Genomic DNA, 24,124 nt, shown 5'->3' with positions numbered 1-24,124 from the left:
CGAAGTGTGTCCTTTCTAGCGGTGAAGCAGACCGTTGAAGCGGGCCTCAATCTGGGCTCTGTGGTCGTTGTAGAAATTGAAGAGGCGTTGGAAAATGAGGGCCACGACGGCCGGAAGCACTAATCCCCACAGGCTGTCGAGCTTGGGCTTAGAGGACGTCATCCCCTTATCTCCACTGGGTTTCGTGTTTCCTGGCTTCTTACCGCCGGGTGTGTTGGTGCCTTCGCCTTCGCTTCCTTCCTTGGAGCTTGCGCAGTCCTTGATTGCGGCGTCGCCAGCCGCGACGGTGAGCACCTGGGGTTCGGAAGAAATCTCTTTGCCATCGGCGGTGGTGGCCGTATAGCTGACTTCGAGCTTGTAGATTCCCGGCTTGGTAAACACCCAATTGCTGTGGGTATGCGAGGCAAAAGTGGTCTCGATGGACAAGTCTCCTGCGGCTGAGTTGATCAGCGGGGTAAAACCTTTGCCTAATCCTTCAGTGGTGAAGAGCCCAATTTCTGCGCCTTCAGGCTTCTCGACGGGCTTGATATTGAGCATGACCTTGCCGTCTTTGTAGTCCTTGTAGTTGAGAGCTTGGGTGTTATATCCCGGCCAGATGATGCTCTGCTCTTGAGTCTGGGGGAGGAGGAAGAATTTCTCCTTGCCCAGGTAGTCGAATTCCTTGCCGTTGAGCGCGGCGGGGCGGGAGCGCAGTGCGTTGTCGTGTACTGCGAGGGCGACGTCGTCAAGCGGGCGCTCAACGGTCTTCTTATCCACGATGGCCGTTTCATCCTTGAGGCGGGTGAGAAACTTATCGCCGTCACGGGATACCGCAATATCGACGTGTCCGTGGTCGAGCACTGCCTTGTCGGCGCAGACACCGGTGTTGTCGCCGGGTTCGGGCTGAGGAGTGTTATCTGGGGCTGGCGCAGGAGCCTGAGCCCCAGCGCCGAGTTTGCCCACGCGCTCGTACGTTTTTCCGAAAGCGAAATTGTCGGTCAGCGTGATGCTGCCGGAGTCTTGCGTGATGCTTGGGTGCGGAAGAATATCGAGGCGCACGGTATTGCCGTTGAAGTTTGCATCGGCACCGACGACAAATTCCGCGCGGCCGCGGGTGATAGTGCCGTCGAAATCGATGTCCGGAAGCGAGCTTCCCTTACTAAAGAAGCCACCGTGCACGTAGCCTTCTAGGTTTTTATCGGCTGCCTCCAGGATGATGCGGGTGGCGTCTTCGCCCTCCGGAACGGCGCGCGCGGACAGTCCCGTGTCAGATAGCGAAACCTCTTCTCCGGAGAAGAGTTGACGGGGGTTGGTCGTCTCCTCCCAGGACTCCGCGGACGTCTTCGAGGTGGTGGCTACTTCTGCGCCCTCGGAGTACTTGAGCTGCTCGGATACCCACCGCGGGCTGCCATCTTCTGGGGTGTACACCGCCTGAATCTCGGAGGATTCTGGGCCTAGGAACTCGTCAAAGTGGGCTTTGCCGTCGGTAACGGGCAGGTCGGTGAGGAAGTAGCCGTCGATAAGCAGCGTGAGCGTGCCGTTACTGCCCCCAGTGAAGTCGATGGAGGAAAGCCGCTCGTCTCCATCTTTGTCACGGGACTTAGCAGGGGCGATGCGCAGGCGATAGTCCTTCTGGCTAGCGTCCCCTGCGGATGCCTGTTCGAAGCGCTCCTTGAGGGAGGGAGTGCTGTGGTCTGACGGGCGCTGCCCTCCGACCTGAATGGACGTGGTTGTCGGCTTGGAGGAAATGAACTCGCCGTCTTTGTTTCGCGCGGTGGTTTGGTAGGTGAGCTGGTAGCGCCCGGGTTTGGAAAAGACAGTGAAGTTGTGGGTATGCGTGCCACTAGTCAGCCACGCGGAGTGAGGTGCGCCCTCCGACGTGCCAAAGAATCGTTGAAGCCCGCCAGGGCCGGGGTAGTAGCCAAACATCTCTACTTCGCCCGGCCCATCGACGCTTAACAGGTCGAGGGAGGCGATGTTATCGCGGAAGCTGTCGACAGGCAGCTCAGTGTCCGCGCCAAAGCCCATCCATACCGGGTCCAGGCTGCCCTGCACGCTGGCAGGGGCCATGTAATAGGTTTCGCCCGGCTTCCCCAGGAAGGAGAGCGCAGGGTCTTCAGGCACGGTGAACTGGTATTGGTTCGTGCCGTTTTGGTCCCAGCCTTTGCCTACCCACGTGACGGTGTCGGCGAGGTCGTGGTCAGACTCGGCTGAATGGCTCTTGAGGTTAAGAGAATCGTCTTCCCAGAATGCTTTGGGGGAATCGATGTGCGTTTGGGTGGCGACGTGTTTGCCGTCGTCAGGGCCGGCTACGGCGGTAGCGGGGGAGAAGAGAAGTGTGGCGCAGGTAAGCAGCGCCACGGAGCGAGTTCGAGCCACAGTGTGGAACCTTTCTTCAGTTCTGTCGAGAGAATTTCACTATAGGGAATGGAAATCAATTCCGTTTAGTCTGGATCGAAAACCCAGTTCACGCTTAGTGGAAACCGGGTTCAATTACCCCCAAGTGGGGCGGGCGGTGCCGTAACTCAGCGCTGAACTACGATGGTTGACATGACTGAAACAACTTCCGACGTCCGCGTACGTTTTTGCCCGTCGCCCACAGGAACGCCCCACGTGGGCATGGTCCGCACGGCGCTGTTCAACTGGGCCTATGCCCGCCACACCGGCGGCAAGCTCATCTTCCGCATCGAGGACACCGATGCCGCTCGTGACTCCGAGGAGTCCTTCCAGGCCATCATTGATTCGCTGAACTGGCTCGGCTTGGGCTGGGATGAAGGCGTCAATGTGGGTGGTCCGGACGAGCCGTACCGTCAGTCGCAGCGCATGGATATTTATGCCGATGTCCTGCAGAAGCTCAAGGATGGCGGCTATGTCTACCCGGCTTATTCCACCAATGAAGAAGTGCAGGCGCGCCACAAGGCGGCCGGACGCGACCCGCAGCTTGGCTACGACAACTTTGACCGCGACCTCACTCAGGAGCAGATCGATGCCTTCGAGGCGGAAGGCCGCAAGCCGGTGTGGCGCCTTCGCATGCCGGACAAGGACTGGACGTGGAATGACCTGGTGCGTGGAGAGCTGACTTTTAAGTCGGAGACCCAGCCGGATTATGTGGTGGCCCGCTCCAATGGCGCACCGCTCTACACGTTGGTTAACCCCGTCGATGACGCGCTCATGGGGGTTACCCACGTGTTGCGCGGCGAAGATCTGCTGTCTTCCACTCCGCGCCAGCTCGCCCTCTACGAGGCGCTCATTGAGTTGGGCATTGCCAAGCAGACCCCGGAGTTCGGCCACCTGCCGTTCGTGATGGGTGAGGGCAACAAGAAGCTGTCCAAGCGCGATCCGCAGTCCAACCTGTTCAACCACCGCGATGCGGGCATCATCCCGGAGGGCATGCTCAACTACCTGTCCCTGCTGGGCTGGTCCCTCTCCGCGGACAAGGACATCTTCTCCGTCGATGAGCTCATTGCCAACTTCGATGTGCACGACGTGCTGGGCAACCCCGCCCGTTTCGACCAGAAGAAGCTGGAGGCCATCAACGCCGACCACATTCGTTTGCTTGAGCCGGCTGACTTTGCTCAGCGTCTGCGGGATTACCTCACCGAGTACACCGACTTCCCTGCGGATTACCCGGAAGACAAGTTCGCCTTCGCCGCCGACCTGGTGCAGACCCGCATTAAGACGCTGTCTGACGCTTACGGGCTGATGTCCTTCCTGACCACGCCGGACGCTGAGCTGGAGCTCGATGCCAAGGCGGCGAAGAAGAACCTCAAGGAGGAGGCTGTTCAGCCTCTCGAGGTCGCCATTGCCAAGTTGGAGGAGCTTGGGGAGTGGAAGACCGAAGAGATTGAAAAGGTTCTCTCTGGCGCACTTATCGACGACCTCGGTCTCAAGCCCCGCAAGGCCTACGGCGCCCTGCGCGTCGCGGTCTCGGGACAGCAGGTTTCCCCGCCGCTGTTCGAGTCCATGGAGCTGCTGGGCAAGGAGTCCACGCTGGCTCGCCTTAAGGCAGCTTTGGCCGTGACGCCGTGGAGTGCTGAGTAGTCTCACAGGCCTGTAATTTCGGGGCATTAAGAATCGTTCTTAATGCCCCGAAAATGCTATCTGGCCTGGCGATTTGTGTGTATCGGTGGTGCTGGATATAGTAATAAACCGTTGCAGCGAGCAGCGAGGGGTTAAGCCCCAAGCAAGCTCAACGCGATAGTGGCCTATGGTGTAATTGGCAACACAACGGTTTCTGGTACCGTCATTCTAGGTTCGAGTCCTGGTAGGCCAGCAGTGATAACTGCGCAAAGTGCAGCGGCACTTTGCAGTCAGCGGTCACGGTTCTATGCCCCGTTCGTCTAGCGGCCTAGGACGCCGGCCTCTCACGCCGGTAACACGGGTTCAAATCCCGTACGGGGTACCACTTAAAGAGTGGCAAGCATAACGCGCTTGCCACTCTTTTTCTTTCATCGGCCATAATCCTAGCCCGACTTATTGGTCTGGAGGCTTATAGGCCTTCTGTCATTGCTTTGAGGGCTAGAACGTGCCGTGTGTAGGCGTCTGCGCCGGTTTCGGTGAGCGTGACCCACACGGTGTCCTTGGCGCGCGTAGAGCCGTACTCCCGCGTGCGGCTTACGTAGCTGTGGTCTTCGAGGTGCTTTAGTTGCTTGGAGAGCGTATCGGCGGGGAGTTCCGTAAGCTCGGCGAGTTGACCGTACTTCATCTGCCGTCCTTCGGTGGCGCCGGCGGAGAAGAATGTGGCGCAGATCTTGAGCCGATTGATGGGGTGGATGACTGGGTCTAGCTCAGGGGGCTGGTGAGATGCTTTCCTAGACATTGATGCCCTTTACGGCGGAGTTACTGTTCTCGTAAAGCATCCAGGCTGTCGAGCCAGTAACTATGACCCCGCAGGAGATCATCCACGGCCACGTGTTGGGGGTCGGTGTAGTAGACATGATCATGGCGAGGGGGAGGACTACTCGTGACCATGTCGCGCGATCGTTCCTCGGCCCCTTGTTGGGGTTGGGGCGAACAAAAGGGTTCGCGATTTTGTCCTTGAGGAGGAAACCGAGAATGAACGTCGGTATCAGGATTGCGAGTGTGTACCACCAGGACACCTTGGATAGCGCAAGACTGCTACCGATACCGAGCGCTACAAGTGCCACCGCCCACCAGCTTTGTGTCCAGGCGGTCCGCTGTTGGGCGTCTTGAATGATCTTGAGTTCATCGTTCATGGCCTGACTCCTTTGTTTGCATCTAATGCAAGTGTATCACTTGCATTAAGTGCAAGTAAGGGGGTGAGGGCTGTTGTAATCAAGGAGTGGTGTGGTTGTGCCCCTTACCGGAGGGTTAAAAGTCCAAGTGCAAGCGGACTTGAGAAAGTTACCAGGGGGTATACCAGTGGCCAATTGGTCTAATCCCTTCCGCTATGCCTTTGGCGGTCATACACTGCAGGTATAAGGCATTCCCGACAGAAAGGAGAGCGGATGGCGGAAGCTGATAATCATCACTATCGCCGACGCGACTCTAGCAGATAATACGAGGCGGCATCGCCATAATCCACAACTTCTTAAAGCCAACATTCGAGCGAAGTAGGAGCCTTGCACCACATGCTGTTAGCGCACGTGTCCTCCCGAACCTCTAGCGATGACTAACGAGTGCTCCGGCCCCAGCTGCCAACGGCACGCCAGCGGAATAACCACTGATTCGATCCGCGCCCGGGCCCTGAGAGTCAATGATTTCATCGCAGTCGAAAGCGGCAACGAGGTTCGGGATTTTCTTTGTGTAAAAAGCCATACTAGCTGCCGATTTGTGCATTCTTTCGCCGATCCTATAGTGTTTAGCAAGTCCGCAACGGACAGCTAAACGAGCCCCGTTCGTCTAGCGGCCTAGGACGCCGGCCTCTCACGCCGGTAACACGGGTTCAAATCCCGTACGGGGTACAAAAATAAAAGGCGGCGAGCATCATGCTCGCCGCCTTTTCGGTTTAGGCTAAAGACTAGACAATGAGGACCTCAGCGTTATTGCCGCCGGTGCAGCGAATGACCTCGTGCTCATCGGTTTGGCATGTCAGTGAATAGTTCTGTTGGGTAATGGGGCTGTTGACGGTGACCTGTCCGGGGATGAAGGACCGGAGGTCGTCTTTAGAGCCTGGCGCCAAGGTCATCAAGCGGCCTGCTGTGGAACGGGCGAAATCGCAACTGGTGTTCGCACCGGCCATGACGAAAGCGATGTTATAGCCGTCGCCCATCTGGCACACAGTGGCGGGCGTGCCGTAAACGCTGACTGATGCGCCGTTGGCGTCGCCCTCGGGGAGTTGTTCAGAAAGGCTGTTATACGTGGCCGTTTGTGCCGTTTGAGAGGTTTGGCGTTGGCCTGCGGCTGGTTGGGCGGCTTGGGCTCCTTGTGCACTCTGGGCCTGTGTGTCAGGTTGTTGAGCCTGGTCCGCAGGCTGATCGCTAGCGTTGTCCGGCAAGGTTGGTTCAGGGCCGTCGGGGGCTGCCTCGTCGGCAGCGTTCGGAACGTGAAGCTCAGCGTCATCGTTAAGCGGCTGAAATGCCGGGTAAGTGTTTTCAAACGTTGGCTCACCCGATGCCGTTTCCGTCCTCGACGGCGCTGCCATTTCGGATGACGTGGAGCATCCGACTGTTAGAACACCGGCGGTGATTATGGCTGCAAAAGCTGCGATGGGACGGTGGGCGCGCGTGGAAGTCATAAAGCCCACCCTAACGAGATGTGTGGCGATGCGCTGGGGAAAACGGGGAAAGCTGCCCAATCACAGTGACGTGCACTCAGATTGGGCAGCTCAATAAACAGAATCGGGGTAGCTCTTAGTGGCAATCCCAGTGGCCGTCATGTGCCGCGTGGCGGTGACCATCATGCAGGTAGTCCACGTGGTCGCCATGGGGAATAGCGATGTGCCCGCAGCCCTCGCCGTGCTCGTGTTCGTGGGCCTCGTGAACGGTGTGCTCGGATGCTTCGCACTCGTCCCAGTGGCCTTCATGCTCGCGATGAATGTGGCCGTCGTGTACGTAGTCGGTGTGATCGCCGTGCGGGAAGGCGACGTGGCCGCAGCCTTCGCCGTGGACGTGGGTGTGCTCGTCGTGGATGGTGTGGGTCATGGCTCCTCCTGGAGGTCGGGGATTTTCACTACATTTTCAGTAGCTATCAATGTTAGTAAAGCGTGTTTTCAATCCACTTTCAATAGTGGGGGTGGGTGGGGGTATCGCCGGAGCTGAACGCGGGGCGTGAAGGGAGAATTGGCGTAGCCCAGGCTAGAGTGAGGTGATGATGAAAAGGTCTCCGCAACTTCGCTTTTCCCGTGTCTTACCAGGCTTTGCATTCATGGCTGGCGCATGCTCGCTGGCCTTTGCTCTCGCCGCCCCCGCGACCGCTGCTGAGGGGGTGCCGGTTCGGCAAGGGCAAAAGATCGCGGCTTCTGATGGCGCGTTGTGCACTGTCGGTTACGTCGAGGCTAATCGGGCGTGGACCTCGGCGCACTGTGGCTTAAATGGCGAACAAGTGTATAACGAAGCAGGCCAGCACCTAGGAACGTTGCGTTGGTTCACGCCCTCGGGGGCTGCGGGGCATGACTTGGCCTATATTCAATTCGCCGGCGGAACCTATTCGGCAGGCAACCCGCTCACCGGGGATGGCATGGCACCGGTGCCTGGTGAAGGCTCAACGGTGTGCTTCGACGGACAGGCCGCGTCGCGTCAGTGTGGCACCGCGGTGAAGGGGCCGGGTGTCTTTCCGGGCATGAACTATGCGGCCGATGTGTCGCTGGCGCCTGGGGACAGCGGTGGAGCAGTGTCCGTCCCAGGGCAGCCGGGCGTTGTGGGCATTTACCAGGGGATCACCCAGGCTAATCGGGGTGGCCGGACAGTTACTTTCTCAAATTATGCGCGCATGCCACATGCGGATGAGCTAGCGCGCCTGCAACACCAGGGTTGGGTGCCGCGCCGTCCCAACCGGGAGCCAGGAAACCCAGTCCGGGTGGCCCAAGAAAAAGGTGAGGCATTGTCCTCGACGAGTAGCGCGGGACCGGAAGGGCTGCGCGGCCTTGCGATGTATTTCGGTCTCGGTATTTAGGAACGCCGCCTCGAAGCTTTAGACCCCGCTGTACTGCACTGCGCTGCGCTAAGTGCCCAGTTCTTAACGGTTGCCGTCGTGTGGCGTGCCATTGGAGAGTGCGGCACTTAAGCGGTTGGATGCGCTAACCAGGACATCTGCGAACTTTTCCGCCGGGGAAGGGCGGAAGCGTTCGGCGGAACCGGAGACGGAAAGGACGGCGATGAAGTTCCCTGCGCCGTCGAAGACGGGGGCGGAAACGGAAGCGAGGTCTGACTCGCGCTCTTCGATGGATTCGGAGTAGCCGTTGGTGCGCGCGAGCTCGACATCGTGCTCACTAAAGATGGCATCGGGAACATGGACATCAGCAAAGGCGGCGAAGACGCGGGCGGCGGAACCGGAGGTGAGTGGAAGCTGGCGGCCTACGGGCACCACGTTGTGGAGTCCGATCTCCGGCTCGCGCGTGGCGATACACGTGCGCGTGGTGCCGGAGAGTTCGTAAAGCTGGACGGACTCACCGGTGGCGTCGAGAAGCTCCTCCATAATGGGGCCTGCGGTTTCGATTATGCGATCACGGTTGCCGGGTAGGGCCGGCCCAGCGCCCCACTTTCCATCGGGGGTGCGGGTAAGGATTCGGTGCGCCTCGAGCGCTGTGGCGAGACGATGTGCCGTTGCCCGAGGCAGGCCGGTGGTCTCACAAAGCTCGTTGAGCGTAGAAGGTTGGTTGGTCGCGGCCATCATGATGGCTACCGCGCGATCCAATACCTTAATTCCTGATACTGCACTATACTCTCCCATATAATGAAATCTACGTCCCATTAATTGAGATTTCAAGTGGAGAGGCACATGACTGAGAAACTGACACTCGCAGAGAAGGTATGGCGCGACCATGTCGTGCGTAAAGGGGAGAACGGCGAGCCCGATCTTCTCTATATTGACTTCCAACTCTTGCATGAAGTTACCAGCCCGCAGGCTTTCGATGGTCTTCGCCTGGCCGGTCGCAGGATGCGTCACCCAGAGCTGCACCTGGCCACTGAGGACCATAACGTTCCAACCGTGGGCATTAAGTCCGGTAACCTTTTAGAAATCAAGGATGAGGTCTCCCGCACGCAGGTGTCCACGCTGCGCAAGAACTGTGAAGAGTTCGGCGTGCGCCTGCATTCGATGGGTGATGCGCAACAGGGCATCGTTCACACAGTGGGTCCTCAGCTGGGCATTACGCAGCCCGGCATGACCATCGTGTGCGGTGACTCGCACACGTCGACGCACGGCGCCTTCGGTTCTATTGCCATGGGCATCGGTACCTCTGAGGTGGAGCACGTCATGGCCACCCAGACACTTTCGCTTAAGCCCTTTAAGACAATGGCCATCGAGGTCAGCGGTGAGCTGGCGGAGGGCGTTTCCGCCAAGGATTTGATTTTGGCGATCATCGCCAAGATTGGCACCGGCGGCGGCCAAGGCCACATCATCGAGTACCGCGGTGAGGCCATTCGCAAGATGTCGATGGAAGCCCGCATGACCATCTGCAATATGTCCATCGAGGCCGGTGCCCGCGCCGGCATGGTGGCTCCGGATGAGACCACTTTTGAGTACGTCAAGGGCCGTGAGTTCGCACCCCAAGGAGAAGATTGGGACGCGGCCGTCGAGTACTGGAAGACGCTGCCGACTGACGACGGCGCCGAATTCGACACCGTCGTGGAGATCGACGGCTCCGCGTTGACGCCTTTCGTGACTTGGGGTACTAACCCGGGACAGGGCTTGCCATTGAGCGCTACCGTGCCCGACCCGGAGGAGTGCGGCGACGACGGCGAAAAAGCCGCCGTCGAGAAGGCCTTGGCCTACATGGACCTGAAACCCGGCACGCCGCTGCGCGATATCCAGATCGACACGGTCTTCCTTGGATCGTGCACGAACGCGCGCATCGAGGATCTGCGCGCGGCCGCCGAAGTGGTCAAGGGGCGCAGCATCGCGGCTGATACCCGCATGATGGTGGTTCCGTCTTCGGCCGTGGTCAAGGCCCAGGCTGAGGAGGAAGGGCTGGACAAGATCTTCACCGACTTCGGCGCCGAGTGGCGCACCGCTGGCTGCTCGATGTGCTTGGGCATGAACCCGGACCAGCTGAAGCCGGGGGAGAGGTCGGCGTCGACAAGCAACCGCAACTTTGAGGGCCGTCAGGGCCCTGGTGGCCGCACCCACCTGGTGTCCCCGGCCGTCGCTGCGGCAACTGCCGTTCTGGGCCACCTGGCCGCACCAGCAGACATCGACGATTCCGCCGTCGCCGGCGCTTAAGGAAAGGAAAAAGACAATGGAGAAGTTTATTACTCACACGGGCGTCGGCGTTCCGCTGCGTGTCTCCAATGTGGACACCGACCAGATTATTCCCGCGCGTTACCTGAAATCCGTGAAGCGCACCGGCTTTGCCGACGGCCTGTTTTCCAATTGGCGCAGCGATAAAAACTTCGTGCTCAACCAGGAACCGTTTAAAGAGGGCTCCGTGCTCTTCGCGGGCCCGGACTTTGGTACCGGTTCTTCCCGTGAGCATGCGGTGTGGGCGCTTGCGGAATACGGCTTCAAGGCGGTGTTCTCCTCGCGCTTCGCAGATATCTTCCGCGGCAACTCCGGTAAAGCGGGTTTGCTGACGGGACTCATGGAACAAGAAGACATTGAGCTTATCTGGAAGCAGCTGGAGGCCGGGGAGACCGAAACCACCGTCGACTTGGAGGCGCGCACGGTTACCGTGGGCGGCAATAGCTATACCTTCGATATCGATGACTACACCCGTTGGCGCCTTATGGAGGGGCTCGACGACATCGGCCTGACCTTGCGTAACGAGGACGATATCGATGCCTTTGAATCCAAGCGCCCGGGATTCAAACCGCGCGTCCTTGCGTCTTAGCGGAGGCGGCATCGGTGGGGTAGTATTCCCCGCCTCCTGTGGCGCGGTGCACATAGCGCCGTTAACATCCTCAGCATGACTAATCCTTTTGACGGCTTTAGCGGAGAGAACGGCAATCAATTCGGCGGCAGCACCGGGTACGGTGGCTCGGATTATCACCAGCCCGGTGGCTACGACTATCAACAATCCGGGAGTTACGGCTACCAGCAACCCAACGGCTACGGCTACCAGCAGACGGGAAGCTACGGGTACCACCAGCCCGGCGCCGCGCCTGGCAACCCACCCGGCGGGGCAGGCGTACCGCCCATTGACGCCATGGATATTCTGGGCCAGTCATTCAAGGGTTACTTAAAGCAACCGGTGCCAGGAATGCTGGCCATGCTGGTGCATCTCATTATCACGTTTGCTCTTCTTCTTGTGCCGGGAATCGTTGTAGGCGGTGTATTCGCAGTAATGGAAGGAAATGGCACGGACATCGAGCCTTTAGCGACTACCGTGGGGATCCCTCTCATGGTTGTCATGGTGCTAGCCGCCTTCGCTTATCTTTTCTGGCTGATGGCGAACCTTTTTAATGGCTCCCGGAAGATCGCTGATGGGGAGAAGGTCACCTTCCGCGACTACTTTAGGTTTGCCCAGCTGAATGGTTGCGCCGGCGTCTATGCTTGCTTCTTTATTTTGGCAATGCTCGGAACAATTGCGGGCGGCTTCCCCGGACTGATTCTCTTTGCGCTTCTGTGGCCAGCGCCTGTCATCAAGGCTGATGCCCCGGATAAGCCTCTCATGGAGTGCTTCCGGGAGGCTTTGAACTTGGTCATTGAGAACCTTGGGCAATCGCTGCTCTTTATCTTGATCTGTTCCCTCATCACGAGCTTTGTCATATTTATCCCCATCGTCGGCTTCCTTGCCGCCTACCCGATCTGGGCTTTGGGGATGGTCCTTTTCACCCGCGCTATGCAGCGCCGCCCTGCTGTGCGGTGGGAATAGAGCAGCAGGGCGGCGAAAGGTACCTAGTGAAGTGGCGATGTAGTGCTTATCGCACGGGCAGCGGGCTAGCGAGGTAGTCTGCGCCGGTAAGTTCACCGTCGTTGAAGGAGAGCACCCACACCGAAGCCTTCTTGAACTTGAGCTCGTCGATGGGAGTCGTGATGAACTTCGGCGCGAAGGATTCGATAATCCCCGGAATGGTTAGTCCCTGGCTCACGATGACGGGGACACCGCCGCCGTCAACAACGCGCTGGAAGGCCGCGCGGGCGTCTTCAGGGGATTCAGCAAACACATCGTCACCGAATGCTTTGTTTACAGCGATGTCCATGCCGAGCTCATCCGCCAACGGGGCAGCGGTGTGCTGGCAGCGCTGCGGCGGGGCGCTGTAAATGGCGGTCGGGTGAAAAGGCGTGAGCATCGGCACGAGCATCTCTGCTTGGCGGCGGCCTTTCTTGTCCAGCGGGCGCAGGTCATCATCGCCCTCCCAGGAGCGGCGCTGGTGAGCGCGTGCATGGCGGACATACAGCACGCGGGTCGTCGGAGCGAGGCGGAGGCGCTTCTTGGCCTTCGCCAGCACCTGCGTATCAACGTCATAGGAGAGCAGCGTGCAGGCTTCGTCGATTGTCATCCAACGCAGCTCATCGGTCTCCGAATTCGTGGTGTATTCGCCGTCGAGTACACGTGCCAGCCAGTAGTAGACAACCTTCGTGCGTCCTTGAACGGGATAAGCCACCTTGCCAATGAGCTTGCCCAGGCGCACGGTGTAGCCGGTTTCCTCGAAGATCTCGCGCGCGGCGGTGACAGGAAGGGATTCTCCCGGATCGACCTTGCCCTTAGGCAGCGACCAATCGTCGTAGTGCGGGCGGTGGATGATAGCAACCTCCGGATCGTGTGGATCCCCACGCCAGAGAACCGCACCAGCGGCAAGCGTCGTCCGCTTGAACTCATCCGCCGGATCGACAGGGATCTCCTGGTGGCGACCAGAGATGAAGACCTCCGATCGGATATCTTTATCCGTCTCATGCATGTTCTTTGCCTTGGGCATGCTGCTCCTTTGTGCCTGTAGCTTGTGACCTTCTCCATCTTCCTCCACTCTCCGCCACGATGCAGCTTTACGCGCCGAACGTATTTCAATGCCGGGCGTGCTTTAATGGGAAAAGTCGATGCAGTGGAATTGATTGTGAGGTGGCACATGGCAAACGTGGCAGTAATGGGCGCGGGTTCGTGGGGAACCACGCTGGCGAAAGTCTTTGCTGACGCCGGCAATGACGTCCGCTTGTGGGCGCGCCGCGAGGAACTGGCAAACACCATCAACACGCGCCACGAAAACCCGGACTATCTCCCGGAGCTCTCACTGCCTGAGTCGATCCGGGCAACCACCGAACCCGCCGCTGCTTTGGAAGCCGCAGACATCGTCATCTTCGGCGTTCCTTCTCAGACCCTTCGCGGAAACCTGGAGAAATGGGCGCCGCTCTTGCCGGAGGACGCTACATTGGTCTCAATCTCGAAGGGCGTGGAGAAAGCTACGCTTAACTTGATGAGCGAGGTCATCGCGGATGCCGCCGGCGTATCCACTGACCGCATTGCCGTGCTCTCCGGGCCCAACTTGGCCAAGGAGGTGGCCCAGGAACAGCCGGCCGCTACGGTTATTGCCTGCAGCGATGCTGCCCGCGCGGAGGCCGTCCAGCATGCAGCTGCCGCTCCATATTTCCGCCCCTATACCAACACCGATGTTATCGGCGCAGAAATTGGTGGCGCCTGCAAGAACGTTATTGCTCTTGCGTGCGGTATGGCCGCTGGTAAGGGGTTGGGCAATAACACGATGGCGACCATTATCACGCGCGGGCTGGCTGAGATTACCCGCCTTGGCGTGAAACTGGGCGCGGATCCATTTACCTTCTCTGGTCTAGCTGGAATGGGTGACCTTGTGGCGACGTGCAGCTCGACGCTCTCACGCAACCGAACCTTTGGCTACCGCCTTGGCCAGGGCGGGACTCTGGAGGAAGCTACCGCGGCTACCAACGGGCAGGTCGCGGAAGGCGTTATCTCTTCCGATTCCATTTTTAGCTTGGCGCAGCGCGCGGGCGTGGAGATGCCCATTACCCAGGCGGTCTATGGAGTGTGTCACCGCGGCGTGACTGTCGACGACATGATCGTCGCTCTGATGGGTCGTACCAAGAAAGCTGAGTAAAGCCGAGTAAAGTTGCTCGGTATGACTGAAGCGAAACCTGTGCGCGTAGCCGTTGTGTACGGCGGCCGCAGCTCCGAGCACTCGGTGTCGTGCATTTCCGCCGGCGCGATCATGGAGCACCTAGATCCGGAAAAGTATGAGGTCGTGCCGATCGGTATCACGCGGGAAGGCACCTGGACCCAGGGCAACCGCGCGGGCCTCGCCATCGTCGATGGGCGCCTGCCTGAGGTGGAACTCCACGATGAGTTGGCACTATCCCTCAACCCCGCAACACGCGGGCGCATCCACAATGTCACCCGCCACGAGCACTACACAGAGGTGGATGTCATCGTTCCGGTTCTCCATGGACCCTATGGGGAAGATGGCACGGTACAGGGCCTTTTTGAGCTTTCCGGAATCCCCTACGTCGGCGCGGGCGTACTGGCCTCTGCGGTGGGTATGGACAAGGAGTTCACCAAGAAGCTCCTGGTGGCCGAAGGTCTTCCCGTCGCACCCCAAGAAGTGCTTAGCGGTGGAGATACGCTGAATGATGCCCAGAAAGAGCGCCTTGGTTTGCCTGTCTTCGTGAAGCCGGCGCGGGGCGGTTCCTCCATCGGTGTCTCCAAGGTTTCCGCGTGGGAAGAGTTTGACGCGGCGCTGGCCCTGGCTTATGAGTCCGATGACAAGGTCCTAGTCGAGCCTGAGATCCGCGGAGATGAGGTTGAGGTGGGCGTCCTCGAGTACCCGGACGGAAGCCTGCAAGCCTCTGTTCCCGCCAAGCTTTTGGGGACCACCGAGTCGGAGGAAGGCTTTTATGACTTCGATGCCAAGTACATCGATGAGGGAGTGTCGGCGGCGATTCCTGCGCCGCTAAGCGCGGAGCTCATCGACGAGCTGCGTCAGCGCGCCATCGAGGCCTTCCGGGCGCTGGGCGCAACGGGGCTGTCGCGCGTCGATTTCTTCGTCAGTGGAGACTCTTATTGCATCAACGAGATCAATACCTTCCCTGGATTCACGCCGATTTCGATGTACCCGCAGGTCTTCGCCGCCGTGGGAGTGGGTTACGCCGAGCTGCTCGATACCCTCATCCAGACCGCTCTCGCGCGTTCCTAGTCCCTGAGCCGTGCGCGAAGGGAAGGTGGTGAAGAAAGAGGCCGCGACACCTACTGAGCGGGGGTGGCTTCAACGAGGGCGTCGCTAAGCCGCACCAGCGCCGAGTTCGCTGCCTCTTGCGGGGCAGACAGCGCGAGGTCCTCCGCGCGGCCGAGTGCGAACCACGTGCCGGCCGTTGTGCCTTCCGCCAGCGTGGTGTCCTCGAACCAAGGGACGTCATTAACCTGCTGGAGCTGAACGCCCGCGCGGTAGTTCTCCGGAGCGGCGACACCGCAGCGCACGACTATTTCCTCATAGCCCGGCGCGCTGTAGACCCAGGTGTTCTTAGCGCCAGCATCCGTGCGGCGCGTATAGCCCTCCGCGAGTGAGTCTGGCAGAGCCTTGTCCAGCGCGGGGCACATGGAATCCGGACCTGCCTTGAGTTTGGATAGCGGTGCCGGATTGGGGTCTTGAGGCTTTTTATCTAGTTTGTTGAGGGCTTCTGTTAGCCCTTGCGGGGCGTCGGAATGTGCGTCGCCTGTAGACGTAGTCACGGCGACCGCAGGAGTGCGCTGGGTGCTGTACCACGTCGTGAGGTTCGAGCCGGGGGTGGCGTCAATGACCTGCAACCAGGATTCGCCGTCGGCCTCGATGGTCTGGGAATAACCCGTAAACTGCTGCGGCAGGTCAACGCCACAGCGCAGGGTTACTTTGTCCTCCGAGCTCTTCGTCCAGGCTGCGGCACCCGCCGGGGCTGGGTCGACGAGTTCGACCCGTGAGTATCCCATGAGCTTTTCCGGCAGAGAGTCGACGACAGCGGCGCATTCGGGGGAGTCCGCTGCTTCAGACGGAGTGGGAGGCAGCGCCACCGGCTGTTGCGCGGCGCTGGTGATGACGTACTTTGCCCCAAAAATCACCGCGAAGACCATCGCGATGGCAATCCCGAGTGAGATGTATATAGCGGTGCGGTTAAATTGGGTATCCATAGGGGCTTATCCTATCGCTGATAGCCCAAGAAGAACGAACGTTGAAGGCGTGCCAGAATGGTGCGCCATCTGCGCAAGGAAAAGGAGTCCGTGACGGTGGGTTTATCCCATACCCTCGACCAAGCCGGCGAACGGCACGTTATCCATGAAATCGTCACCGCAGCGCCGAGTGCACTCAACGGCGATGATGCCGCGGTGCTTTATCCGGCGGCGCCTAATTCGCGCACTGTGGCCTCGACGGACATGATGGTGGAGGGCCGGCATTTTCGGCGGGACTGGTCCACCGCCGCGGAAGTCGGTCACAAGGCCATCGTGCGCAACTTTGCCGATATTGAGGCAATGGGGGCTCGGCCCACTGCAGCGCTTCTGGCGATCGCCGCCCCGGGCGATACCCCGGTGGATTTCGTGCGTGGGATAGCGCAAGGCATTGCTGAGCGCTGCGCGGTGTACAACGCTGAGCTGGTCGGCGGTGATTTGACCCGCAGCGACAGCCTGGTCATCAACGTCACAGCGATGGGCTCTTTGGGCGGAAGCGGCGCACCGTTGACTCTGGATGGTGCGCGTGCGGGCCAGAAGCTAGTGGCGCACGGCAAGATTGGGTATTCCGGGGCGGGCTTGGCCCTCTTGCAACGTTATGGCCGCGCGCTGCCCCCGGAGCTGGACGAGCTCTGGCCGTTGATCGACGCCCACTGCGCGCCCACCCTCGCACCCGGGCGCGGCGTCATCGCTCGGGCAACCGGCTCGACCGCGATGACGGATAACTCGGATGGTCTCGTGCGCGATGTGGGGCACTTGGCTGAGCGCTCCGGGGTGCGCATCGATTTTGACCGCGGCGCCATTGCTCCCGATCCGCTTGTGGCCGCCGCCGGTGCGGTGCTCGGCATCGACCCATGGGAGTGGGTCTTGGCGGGCGGAGAAGACCACACGCTGTTGGCTACGACGTTTAAGGCTGCCCCCTCCGGGTTCCGGGAAATTGGCCGGGTGATGCGCGGCACCGGAGTAACCATCAATGGAGAGGAACCTCGCTATAGCGAGGGCTGGGAGGGATTTGCGTGAGCCGCATCGATACTTCTCACATCCACTATTCGTGGATGCCGCACATCAGGCAGGCCTTGGAGGACAACCTCCCACGCATCGAGCGCGAGATTGGGGCAGAGTTCTTGCCGCCGGCCGAGGACGTCTTCGCCGCCCTGTCGATGCCCCTCGAGGACGTGCGGGTACTCATCGTGGGCCAGGATCCCTATCCCACACCGGGGCATGCCATGGGCTTGTCCTTTTCCACGCGGCCGGGTGTTCCGGCCCCGCGGTCGCTGAAGAATATCTACGCCGAGCTTGGCGACGACCTCGGCATCCCCGGCCGCGCCGATGGTGACCTGCGGGCCTGGTTTGACCAGGGCGTGCTACTGCTCAACCGGGTACTCACCGTGGCCCCGGGCCAGGCGGGTTCGCACCGCCGGCTCGGGTGGGAGGCGATTACCGGGGCAGCCATTAGGGCGCTGGCGGGGCGCGATATCGTGGCCATCCTGTGGGGCCGCGACGCCCAGTCCTGCCAGGCCTACCTACCGGGTACGGACTGCATTACTTCCCCGCATCCCTCGCCGCTGTCAGCGCGGCGTGGCTTCTTCGGCTCGCGCCCTTTCTCCCGCGCAAACGCGGCCTTAGAGGCCCGTGGCGTCCCCGCGGTGGACTGGCGCTTGTAAACTAGCCACCATGTCATATCCCGCCGAGTTGGACGCTCGTGGTCTGCATGAGTGGGCCGCACGAACCGTGGAGGAGCTGCAGCGCCGCCGCGCTGAAATCAATGCCCTCAACGTTTTCCCGGTGCCCGATTCGGACACGGGATCCAACATGGCGCACACCATGGAGTCCGCCTTGGCGGAGGCCGATAAGGGTGAGGCGGACGTCGCTGAAGCATTGGCCATCGGTTCGGTGCGCGGTGCCCGCGGCAACTCGGGGATGGTGCTCTCGCAGGTGCTGCGTGGCGTTGCCGATGCCACAACGGACTCGCGCGTGGATGGTGCGGTCCTCGCTGATGCTTTGACGCTGGCTGTCACGTTGGTCGATCGCGCGCTTGCCGCCCCAGTAGAAGGCACCATCATCACCGTTTTGCGCGCTGCAGCGGCCGCTGCCAGTGAGGCCGCCGGGCAGCCCGGTGCCCAGCTACACGGCATCCTGGTTGCAGCGTTAGACGCCGCACGGCAGGCCCTGGCGCAGACTCCGTCGCAACTGCCCGCGCTGCGCGAGGCAGGTGTCGTGGATGCCGGCGGTACCGGCTTCGTGATTCTGCTGGAGTGCCTCCTTGCACAGGTCACCGGTGAAGAACCCGCCAACCAGCCGTTGAGCGTTTCGGTGCCAGAGAAACCTGAGGAGCTTGCAGAGATCGAAGTCGTCTTCTTCTTCGAGGGAAACCTCGCTGAGGTTGAACAAACATTGGCCTCGCTGGGCAATAGCCTCGTCATCGCGCGGGCGACGGACACCTCTGGCAGCGTTCACATCCATAGTCCGGAGGCCGGCACGGTGATCGAAAAGGCCTACGGCCTGGGAAAGGTCAGCAACCTGCGGCTCGAGGCGCTGCCGCCCGCAGAGGCGGGGGCGTGCGCCACGGAGCACAGCGAGGGCGAGAGCCCGCAGCGGCGTATTTTTGCCGCGGTGCCCGAAGGGGCCGCGCGGGAGCTATTTGAGAAGGCTGGGGCGCGAGCAATTGGGCCCGGCGAGGATCTGGAGAACGCTGTGGTAGGCGATCTTTTCCTGCCCAACGGGTGCGGAGGGGATCCAGGCAGGGCGACAGTCATACCAACTGGCTCCATCGTGGCCGGGCTCGCCGCGCTATCGGTGTATTCGCCCAACCCCTCTCGTTCGGCCGAAGTAGTGGCCGCTATGTCCGATGCCGCGCGTTCCATGCGGGTGGCTCATCCGGAAACAGAAAGCCTCGACGGCATCATCGCGGCATGCCGCACCCAGTTGGCCTATGGGGGCGAACAAATCACTGTGTTGTCCGGCTGTGACATCAATGCCGAAGAGTTGACGCAAATGCTTGGCGTCGACGTCGTTGTGCTTCGAGTTCCCGGATTGCGCACGGAGATCGGGGTGGAGTAGACCATGCTGGGATGGCAAGACGATCGGGCGCTGACGGAAGTACTGGCAAAGAAGGATGCCGCGGCGTTCAAGCGTGCCTTCGGCTACACCACGTGCGGGGAGCTGCTTAGCCATTATCCGCGTGACTATATCCGCCACAACAAGGACGTGGGCCTCGGCGGTGCCGAGGACGGAGATCACGTCACCATCACCGGCGTCATCGAGGAGGCCCGCGTCAAGCACACCTCTAAAGCCATGGTGTTTATCCTCTACATGGATAACGGAGTCCAAGCCTCCTTCTTTAACGCGCACTACGTCCAGCGCGTGCTGGGCCGAGGTATGCGCGTCATGCTCTCCGGCAAGCTGAAGTACTTTCGCGGATATCCCAGCCTGCAGCACCCCGACTTTCTCATCCTTGATCCCGGCCGCTATCAGGAGTCCCTACTGGATAGCGCAACCGGGCAGGGGACAGGCTCACTCAAGAAGCTCTCCCAGTTCGGTTCACTAGACACCTTCTTGCAACGTGAATGGATCCCCGTCTACCCGGCCAGCGGGAAGGTGACGTCGTGGTACATCATGGGTGCCATCCACAAGGTGCTCGAACACACCCCGCCTATTCCGGAGCCGCTGGACTATCGGATGATGGTGACGCTCGATCAGGCAGTGCGCGAAATCCACGAGCCGGGAGATAGCGGGCCGGAACGCGCCATCCAGCGCCTGAAATACAACGAGGCCTTGTCGATCGGGTTGGTCATGGCCCTCCGTCAGCGTGACGTCAAGGCGCGCACGGCAACCCCAATGCCGGCCATTCTGGAGGGCTACCGCGATGAGCTGCTTTCTGAGCTGCCCTTTGCGCTAACCGACGGCCAACGCCGCGTCATCGCCGAAATCGATGCTGATCTCTGCGGCACCGCGCCCATGATGCGACTGCTGCAAGGCGAGGTGGGTTCGGGAAAAACGCTCGTTGCCACGTGCGCCATGCTGCAAGCGGTAGACGCCGGCAAACAGGCCGCGCTCCTGGCGCCGACGGAGGTGCTGGCGGCGCAGCATGGGGCGTCGATAAGCGCCAGCGTTCCGGATGGTGTCACCGTTACGGTCTTGACAGGGTCGATGAAGACGGCGGAGAAGCGCAAGGCTCTGCTGGAGATTGTTTCTGGTGAGGCCGATATCGTCATCGGCACCCACGCCATCATCCAGGACAGCGTGGAGTTTTTCGATCTTGGCCTGGTCATCGTGGATGAGCAACACCGCTTCGGCGTGGAGCAGCGCGATAGTCTGCGCACCAAGACGCGTGAGGGCATCAGCCCGCACGTGTTGGTGATGACAGCAACCCCCATTCCGCGCACCATTGCCATGACCGTCTTCGGTGACCTGGCAGTCTCGACGCTCAAGGAGCTGCCCGGTGGGCGCAAACCCATCCTCTCGGCGGTGGTGCCTGAATGGAAACCGGAATGGGTGCGACGCGCCATCGAGCGCATTCGCGAAGAGGTGAGCAAAGGCCACCAGGCCTATATCGTCTGCCCGCGAATTGAAGGCGAGGGCGGGGTGGAAACCATGTCTGTGCAATTGCGCAACCTGCCTTTTCGCGGGCTTCGAGTGGAGATGCTCCACGGCAAGATGCCTGATAAGGATGAGGTGATGGAGCGATTCGCCCGCGGGGAGATTGACGTCCTCGTGGCCACCACGGTCATTGAGGTCGGCGTCGATGTGCCCAATGCCACCGTCATGCTCATCCGTGAATCAGAGAATTTTGGAGTCTCGCAGTTGCATCAGCTGCGCGGGCGCGTGGGCCGCGGCGGAAACGAATCCGTGTGTTTGCTGCATACGCTGGCTGAGCCTGACAGCAAGTCCTTTCGACGTATCAAAGCCATTGCGGATACGCCGTCCGGCTTTGACCTTGCCGAATTGGATCTCACGCAACGCCACGAAGGCGACATCTTGGGAACACTCCAATCCGGCACGAAGCGCACGCTCAAATTGCTCGACCTTGTTTATGACAGGGACATCATCGAGCGCACGCATGCCGATGCCGCCGCATTGGTTGAGCGCAATCCTGACCTGGCGGAGCAGTTGACGCACAACCTGAGCGCCGATGAGCAGGGCTTTTTAGAGAAGAACTAGGGGAGTCTCCGCGGCAGGGACAGGGGAGATAGGGTAGAAGCCATGACCAGAATCATCGCCGGGGAGGCCCGCGGGCGCACCATTAAGGTGCCCGAAGCCGGGACTAGGCCCACGTCCGACCGTGCCCGTGAGGGCCTTTTCTCATCTCTGAACGTGCGTTGGGGTTTCATTGATTCCCGCGTGCTGGATCTGTTTGCGGGCTCAGGTGCGCTGGGTCTGGAGGCGGCCAGCCGCGGTGCCGAAGAAGTCGTCCTCGTCGAGAACAACGCCGCGGCCGTAAAGGTCATCCGCCATAACATTGGGGTGGTCAAGCACCCGCGCGTAGAGGTACGAGAAATGAATGCCTCCTCCTACCTGGCCACCGCACCGCGCGGCTATTTCGACATGGTGCTCGCGGATCCGCCGTATAGCTTCGATGACGTCGACGGGCTTCTCGCTGCGATCGAGCCGGTGCTGGATGATGCCGCGATTGTTGTCATCGAGCGCCATGTAAATTCGCCCCAGACACAATGGCCGGAAGGTTTCGAGCCCACCGGTCAGAAGCTCAAGAAGCGGACCTTCGGTATCGCGCGTTTTGATATGGCGATTTATCACCGCGACGCGGAGACCTCGGACACCAATCACACCGACAACCAGGAGGACTAGCCATGCCGACCCACGCCGTATGCCCCGGCTCTTTCGATCCCATCACGCTAGGGCACGTTGACGTGTTTAACCGTGCGAGCGAGCTCTTTGACAAGGTCACGGTGCTGGTGACGGGCAACCCAGACAAGCCTTCCGGGTTGTTCAGCGTGGAGGAGCGCGTGGATTTGATTCGCCGTACCGTCGCCCCGGAAATCGAGGTGGACTGGTGGGGCGGTCTGCTCGTGGACTACACCAGCGCGCATGGCATAGACACGATTGTGAAGGGCCTTCGCTCCTCCTTGGACTATGAATACGAGCTGCCCATGGCGCAGATGAACCGGCGCCTTTCCGGAATCGATACGGTCTTCTTGCTAACAGATGAGAAGTATGGCTACATTTCCTCCTCGCTGTGCAAGCAGGTGGCACACTACGGAGGCGACGTCAAGGGTATGTTCCCGGAGCATGTGGCTGCTGCTGTCATGGAACGCTACCGAGGCTAAGGGGACATGTCTGTACTGGCAATACCGCTCGTTGTTCTCTTCACAGTTCTAGCTGGCTCCTGCCTGCAACGAGTGTCCGGCATGGGCCTTGGCCTCATTGGTGGACCAATCCTGACCCTCTTCCTCGGCCCGGTGGAAGGCATCATGGTCATCAATGTTTTGGCCTGCCTTAACGCTGTTCTCACGACCTATTCGATGCGTGAGAACGTGGATTGGGGAAAGTGGCTGCGCATCGGCCCCTTCATGATCCTCGGCTCAATCCCGGCAGCCCTGCTCATCGCGCGTATTGATACCGCAGCATTGTTGGTACTCGTTGGCGCGGCCTTGTTGATCGCGTTGGGTGTGGTGGTCTTCGGGCGAAAGTTCGTCCCGGAGATGCGCGGTACGGGCCCGGCCATTTCCGCGGGCATTTTGGGCGGGTTCACCAACACGCTCGCGGGCGTGGCCGGCCCTGTCATCACGGTGTATGCGCAGGCAGCACGGTGGCCGAAGGAAGTCCTCGCGCCAACCTTGCAGCCCTGTTTCTTTATCGGCGGATTGTCCTCGGTGCTAACGAAATCCTTCTTGGGTTCTGGCGGCTTCGAGGGACTGCACTGGCTGGTGTGGCCCTGTGGGGTAATTGGCATGTGCGTTGGCATCTTTTCAGGAAAGAAGATTGCCGGACGGGTCTCGCGCGATAAGGCGCACAAGCTCTCGCTTTCGCTCGCCGGCTTGGGTGCGTTGATCGCACTACTGCGAGGCTTGTTCACTCTGGGTGCTTAGACAGCGCCTGGGTAGGGTGGGACCCATGGCGAAATTCAAGATTGAGGACGCACTGTCCCTGCGCGCTGGCAAGAATTTTCAGATTGATTCGGTCGATGCTTCGGCAACGCCCGGTTTTGACGGCGATAAGGAGGAGCTCGCCGCTCGCTTCTCCAAGTACGATGATGAGCTGTATGAACTCCAAGAACGGCTTTTTGCCAATGGCCGCAGCTATGGTGAGGACGCCCCGGCGGTACTCATTGTCTTGCAGGGCATGGATACCTCAGGCAAGGGCGGGGCTATCCGCCACGTGTTGAGCACCTTTGACCCTCAGGGAACCACGACCGTGAGCTTTGGCAAGCCCACCGAGGAGGAACTAGAACACGACTTCTTGTGGCGCATCCGTAAACACGACCCACAGCCGGGACAAATCGTGGCCTTTGACCGCTCACACTACGAGGATGTCCTCATCCAACGCGTACACGAGTGGGTCGATGAAGAAGAAGTGGACCGACGCATCGACGCCATCCGCGACTATGAGCTGGATCTGACGGCGAAGGGCGTCAAGGTCATCAAGGTTTTCTTGCACCTGTCCAAGGACGCGCAGAAGAAGAACCTACTGGAGCGCACGGAACGGGAGGACAAGTTCTGGAAATATGACCCTTCCGATGTGGAAGAGCGCGCCTATTGGGATGAGTACATGGCGGCCTATCAGGATGCCATTCGGCGCACAGATGAAAACTACGCACCCTGGTACGTCATCCCCACCGATAATAAGAAGTATGCCCGGATGGCGCTGAAGTTCCTCATCGTGGATCTCCTACGCCACCTGGACCTGGAATGGCCAGCGCCCGACTTTGATCCGGAAGTAGAGCGCCAGCGCATTAAGGACGCCGACTAAGAG

At 60.3% G+C, this 24,124-nt stretch carries 23 protein-coding genes and 3 tRNA genes; 18 read left to right on the top strand and 8 right to left on the bottom strand.

All coding sequences use genetic code 11. The annotated features are described in order from the left end of the window. Window positions 1–15: 15 nt before the first annotated feature. Window positions 16–2,358, bottom strand: coding sequence for a choice-of-anchor M domain-containing protein (locus tag HMPREF2792_RS09040; protein WP_070533015.1), 2,343 nt, complete (start codon window positions 2,356–2,358; stop codon window positions 16–18). Window positions 2,359–2,520: 162 nt separating this feature from the next. On the opposite strand from HMPREF2792_RS09040, the gene gltX reads away from it, so the two are divergent. The 3 genes from gltX (at window position 2,521) to HMPREF2792_RS09025 (ending at window position 4,384) form a co-directional block, all read left to right on the top strand. Further along, window positions 2,521–4,020 carry a glutamate--tRNA ligase gene (gene gltX, locus HMPREF2792_RS09035; protein ID WP_083299251.1) on the top strand — a complete coding sequence of 500 codons (1,500 nt, stop codon included), beginning with the start codon at window positions 2,521–2,523 and terminating at the stop codon, window positions 4,018–4,020. A gap of 160 nt (window positions 4,021–4,180) precedes the next feature. Continuing rightward, window positions 4,181–4,252: transfer RNA gene (locus HMPREF2792_RS09030), tRNA-Gln, on the top strand. Between the two features lie 56 nt (window positions 4,253–4,308). Then, a tRNA-Glu gene (locus HMPREF2792_RS09025) sits at window positions 4,309–4,384 on the top strand. Window positions 4,385–4,468: 84 nt separating this feature from the next. Here HMPREF2792_RS09025 and HMPREF2792_RS09020 read toward each other — a convergent pair. After that, entirely contained in the window at window positions 4,469–4,798 is a 330-nt protein-coding gene (locus HMPREF2792_RS09020; RefSeq protein WP_070533013.1) for a transcriptional regulator, read from the bottom strand. Continuing rightward, window positions 4,791–5,195 carry a hypothetical protein gene (locus tag HMPREF2792_RS09015; RefSeq protein WP_070524393.1) on the bottom strand — a complete coding sequence of 135 codons (405 nt, stop codon included), beginning with the start codon at window positions 5,193–5,195 and terminating at the stop codon, window positions 4,791–4,793. The genes HMPREF2792_RS09020 and HMPREF2792_RS09015 overlap by 8 nt, the downstream gene beginning before the upstream one ends. A 635-nt stretch (window positions 5,196–5,830) precedes the next feature. Here HMPREF2792_RS09015 and HMPREF2792_RS09010 point away from each other — a divergent pair. Then, a tRNA-Glu gene (locus tag HMPREF2792_RS09010) sits at window positions 5,831–5,903 on the top strand. A 56-nt stretch (window positions 5,904–5,959) separates the two neighbouring features. On the opposite strand, the gene HMPREF2792_RS09005 is transcribed toward HMPREF2792_RS09010, so the two are convergent. Together HMPREF2792_RS09005 and HMPREF2792_RS09000 are read right to left on the bottom strand one after the other, a co-directional pair. Next, window positions 5,960–6,676 carry a hypothetical protein gene (locus HMPREF2792_RS09005; protein ID WP_232748519.1) on the bottom strand — a complete coding sequence of 239 codons (717 nt, stop codon included), beginning with the start codon at window positions 6,674–6,676 and terminating at the stop codon, window positions 5,960–5,962. A gap of 115 nt (window positions 6,677–6,791) precedes the next feature. Next, the gene (locus tag HMPREF2792_RS09000; RefSeq protein WP_070533011.1) at window positions 6,792–7,082 is read right to left on the bottom strand and encodes a hypothetical protein; all 291 of its coding nucleotides are present in this window, start codon (window positions 7,080–7,082) and stop codon (window positions 6,792–6,794) included. 223 nt (window positions 7,083–7,305) lie between these two features. On the opposite strand from HMPREF2792_RS09000, the gene HMPREF2792_RS08995 reads away from it, so the two are divergent. Then, complete coding sequence (locus tag HMPREF2792_RS08995) at window positions 7,306–8,052, top strand: S1 family peptidase (protein WP_232748517.1); 747 nt, start codon at window positions 7,306–7,308, stop codon at window positions 8,050–8,052. Window positions 8,053–8,115: 63 nt separating this feature from the next. On the opposite strand, the gene HMPREF2792_RS08990 is transcribed toward HMPREF2792_RS08995, so the two are convergent. Beyond that, complete coding sequence (locus tag HMPREF2792_RS08990) at window positions 8,116–8,829, bottom strand: IclR family transcriptional regulator (protein WP_070533008.1); 714 nt, start codon at window positions 8,827–8,829, stop codon at window positions 8,116–8,118. 48 nt (window positions 8,830–8,877) lie between these two features. Here HMPREF2792_RS08990 and leuC point away from each other — a divergent pair, with 48 nt between their 5' ends. From leuC to HMPREF2792_RS08975, 3 genes are all read left to right on the top strand, one after another. Next, the gene (gene leuC / locus HMPREF2792_RS08985) at window positions 8,878–10,320 is read left to right on the top strand and encodes a 3-isopropylmalate dehydratase large subunit (protein ID WP_070533006.1); all 1,443 of its coding nucleotides are present in this window, start codon (window positions 8,878–8,880) and stop codon (window positions 10,318–10,320) included. Between the two features lie 16 nt (window positions 10,321–10,336). Continuing rightward, window positions 10,337–10,927 (top strand): 3-isopropylmalate dehydratase small subunit, encoded by a 591-nt coding sequence (gene leuD, locus HMPREF2792_RS08980; RefSeq protein WP_070533004.1) that lies wholly within the window; start codon window positions 10,337–10,339, stop codon window positions 10,925–10,927. A 75-nt stretch (window positions 10,928–11,002) separates the two neighbouring features. Further along, window positions 11,003–11,911, top strand: a complete 909-nt coding sequence (locus HMPREF2792_RS08975) for a hypothetical protein (protein ID WP_070533003.1) — start codon at window positions 11,003–11,005, stop codon at window positions 11,909–11,911. Window positions 11,912–11,957: 46 nt separating this feature from the next. On the opposite strand, the gene HMPREF2792_RS08970 is transcribed toward HMPREF2792_RS08975, so the two are convergent. Then, a complete protein-coding gene (locus HMPREF2792_RS08970) occupies window positions 11,958–12,956 on the bottom strand; it encodes an NUDIX hydrolase (protein WP_070524377.1) in 999 nt (332 codons plus the stop codon). A 147-nt stretch (window positions 12,957–13,103) separates the two neighbouring features. On the opposite strand from HMPREF2792_RS08970, the gene HMPREF2792_RS08965 reads away from it, so the two are divergent. Together HMPREF2792_RS08965 and HMPREF2792_RS08960 are read left to right on the top strand one after the other, a co-directional pair. Next, window positions 13,104–14,102, top strand: coding sequence for an NAD(P)H-dependent glycerol-3-phosphate dehydrogenase (locus HMPREF2792_RS08965; RefSeq protein ID WP_070533001.1), 999 nt, complete (start codon window positions 13,104–13,106; stop codon window positions 14,100–14,102). Between the two features lie 21 nt (window positions 14,103–14,123). Further along, window positions 14,124–15,194, top strand: a complete 1,071-nt coding sequence (locus tag HMPREF2792_RS08960) for a D-alanine--D-alanine ligase family protein (RefSeq protein ID WP_070532999.1) — start codon at window positions 14,124–14,126, stop codon at window positions 15,192–15,194. Between the two features lie 50 nt (window positions 15,195–15,244). Here HMPREF2792_RS08960 and HMPREF2792_RS08955 read toward each other — a convergent pair whose 3' ends face one another. Continuing rightward, entirely contained in the window at window positions 15,245–16,159 is a 915-nt protein-coding gene (locus tag HMPREF2792_RS08955) for a DUF3515 domain-containing protein (RefSeq protein ID WP_070532997.1), read from the bottom strand. 57 nt (window positions 16,160–16,216) lie between these two features. Between HMPREF2792_RS08955 and HMPREF2792_RS08950 the strand changes: the two genes are divergently transcribed. From HMPREF2792_RS08950 to HMPREF2792_RS08915, 8 genes are read left to right on the top strand one after another with little or no spacing between them, the layout of a single operon-like run. Then, on the top strand, window positions 16,217–17,215 hold the full coding sequence (locus HMPREF2792_RS08950) for a thiamine-phosphate kinase (RefSeq protein WP_070532995.1): 999 nt from the start codon (window positions 16,217–16,219) through the stop codon (window positions 17,213–17,215). Window positions 17,216–17,250: 35 nt separating this feature from the next. Continuing rightward, window positions 17,251–17,859, top strand: coding sequence for a uracil-DNA glycosylase (locus HMPREF2792_RS08945; RefSeq protein ID WP_198530317.1), 609 nt, complete (start codon window positions 17,251–17,253; stop codon window positions 17,857–17,859). 10 nt (window positions 17,860–17,869) lie between these two features. After that, window positions 17,870–19,255 (top strand): DAK2 domain-containing protein, encoded by a 1,386-nt coding sequence (locus HMPREF2792_RS08940; protein ID WP_070532992.1) that lies wholly within the window; start codon window positions 17,870–17,872, stop codon window positions 19,253–19,255. 3 nt (window positions 19,256–19,258) lie between these two features. Then, a complete protein-coding gene (locus tag HMPREF2792_RS08935; RefSeq protein ID WP_070532991.1) occupies window positions 19,259–21,355 on the top strand; it encodes an ATP-dependent DNA helicase RecG in 2,097 nt (698 codons plus the stop codon). A gap of 42 nt (window positions 21,356–21,397) precedes the next feature. After that, window positions 21,398–22,000, top strand: coding sequence for a 16S rRNA (guanine(966)-N(2))-methyltransferase RsmD (rsmD, locus tag HMPREF2792_RS08930; protein ID WP_070532990.1), 603 nt, complete (start codon window positions 21,398–21,400; stop codon window positions 21,998–22,000). Between the two features lie 2 nt (window positions 22,001–22,002). Further along, a complete protein-coding gene (gene coaD, locus HMPREF2792_RS08925) occupies window positions 22,003–22,479 on the top strand; it encodes a pantetheine-phosphate adenylyltransferase (RefSeq protein WP_070524357.1) in 477 nt (158 codons plus the stop codon). A 6-nt stretch (window positions 22,480–22,485) separates the two neighbouring features. Then, window positions 22,486–23,241: a sulfite exporter TauE/SafE family protein gene (locus tag HMPREF2792_RS08920; RefSeq protein WP_070532989.1), complete on the top strand. Its 756-nt coding sequence runs from the start codon at window positions 22,486–22,488 to the stop codon at window positions 23,239–23,241. A 25-nt stretch (window positions 23,242–23,266) separates the two neighbouring features. Next, the gene (locus HMPREF2792_RS08915; protein ID WP_070532988.1) at window positions 23,267–24,121 is read left to right on the top strand and encodes a PPK2 family polyphosphate kinase; all 855 of its coding nucleotides are present in this window, start codon (window positions 23,267–23,269) and stop codon (window positions 24,119–24,121) included. The last annotated feature ends 3 nt before the right edge of the window (window positions 24,122–24,124 follow it).

It is taken from the genome of Corynebacterium sp. HMSC068H04 (assembly GCF_001811255.1).
GTDB classification, from domain to species: domain Bacteria; phylum Actinomycetota; class Actinomycetes; order Mycobacteriales; family Mycobacteriaceae; genus Corynebacterium; species Corynebacterium hesseae.
The sequence above is the reverse complement of the archived record's forward strand: the minus strand, read 5'-3'. Positions and strand labels throughout refer to the sequence as shown.

Excerpts from the sequence above, each read along its gene's own strand:
- gltX (WP_083299251.1), top strand. The coding sequence starts at position 2,521 with ATGGTTGACATGACTGAAACAACTTCCGACGTCCGCGTACGTTTTTGC.
- HMPREF2792_RS09020 (WP_070533013.1), bottom strand. The coding sequence starts at position 4,798 with ATGTCTAGGAAAGCATCTCACCAGCCCCCTGAGCTAGACCCAGTCATC.
- HMPREF2792_RS09015 (WP_070524393.1), bottom strand. The coding sequence starts at position 5,195 with ATGAACGATGAACTCAAGATCATTCAAGACGCCCAACAGCGGACCGCC.
- HMPREF2792_RS09005 (WP_232748519.1), bottom strand. The coding sequence starts at position 6,676 with ATGACTTCCACGCGCGCCCACCGTCCCATCGCAGCTTTTGCAGCCATA.
- HMPREF2792_RS09000 (WP_070533011.1), bottom strand. The coding sequence starts at position 7,082 with ATGACCCACACCATCCACGACGAGCACACCCACGTCCACGGCGAAGGC.
- HMPREF2792_RS08995 (WP_232748517.1), top strand. The coding sequence starts at position 7,306 with ATGGCTGGCGCATGCTCGCTGGCCTTTGCTCTCGCCGCCCCCGCGACC.
- HMPREF2792_RS08990 (WP_070533008.1), bottom strand. The coding sequence starts at position 8,829 with ATGGGAGAGTATAGTGCAGTATCAGGAATTAAGGTATTGGATCGCGCG.
- leuC (WP_070533006.1), top strand. The coding sequence starts at position 8,878 with ATGACTGAGAAACTGACACTCGCAGAGAAGGTATGGCGCGACCATGTC.
- leuD (WP_070533004.1), top strand. The coding sequence starts at position 10,337 with ATGGAGAAGTTTATTACTCACACGGGCGTCGGCGTTCCGCTGCGTGTC.
- HMPREF2792_RS08975 (WP_070533003.1), top strand. The coding sequence starts at position 11,003 with ATGACTAATCCTTTTGACGGCTTTAGCGGAGAGAACGGCAATCAATTC.
- HMPREF2792_RS08970 (WP_070524377.1), bottom strand. The coding sequence starts at position 12,956 with ATGCCCAAGGCAAAGAACATGCATGAGACGGATAAAGATATCCGATCG.
- HMPREF2792_RS08965 (WP_070533001.1), top strand. The coding sequence starts at position 13,104 with ATGGCAAACGTGGCAGTAATGGGCGCGGGTTCGTGGGGAACCACGCTG.
- HMPREF2792_RS08960 (WP_070532999.1), top strand. The coding sequence starts at position 14,124 with ATGACTGAAGCGAAACCTGTGCGCGTAGCCGTTGTGTACGGCGGCCGC.
- HMPREF2792_RS08955 (WP_070532997.1), bottom strand. The coding sequence starts at position 16,159 with ATGGATACCCAATTTAACCGCACCGCTATATACATCTCACTCGGGATT.
- HMPREF2792_RS08950 (WP_070532995.1), top strand. The coding sequence starts at position 16,217 with ATGGTGCGCCATCTGCGCAAGGAAAAGGAGTCCGTGACGGTGGGTTTA.
- HMPREF2792_RS08945 (WP_198530317.1), top strand. The coding sequence starts at position 17,251 with ATGCCGCACATCAGGCAGGCCTTGGAGGACAACCTCCCACGCATCGAG.
- HMPREF2792_RS08940 (WP_070532992.1), top strand. The coding sequence starts at position 17,870 with ATGTCATATCCCGCCGAGTTGGACGCTCGTGGTCTGCATGAGTGGGCC.
- HMPREF2792_RS08935 (WP_070532991.1), top strand. The coding sequence starts at position 19,259 with ATGCTGGGATGGCAAGACGATCGGGCGCTGACGGAAGTACTGGCAAAG.
- rsmD (WP_070532990.1), top strand. The coding sequence starts at position 21,398 with ATGACCAGAATCATCGCCGGGGAGGCCCGCGGGCGCACCATTAAGGTG.
- coaD (WP_070524357.1), top strand. The coding sequence starts at position 22,003 with ATGCCGACCCACGCCGTATGCCCCGGCTCTTTCGATCCCATCACGCTA.
- HMPREF2792_RS08920 (WP_070532989.1), top strand. The coding sequence starts at position 22,486 with ATGTCTGTACTGGCAATACCGCTCGTTGTTCTCTTCACAGTTCTAGCT.
- HMPREF2792_RS08915 (WP_070532988.1), top strand. The coding sequence starts at position 23,267 with ATGGCGAAATTCAAGATTGAGGACGCACTGTCCCTGCGCGCTGGCAAG.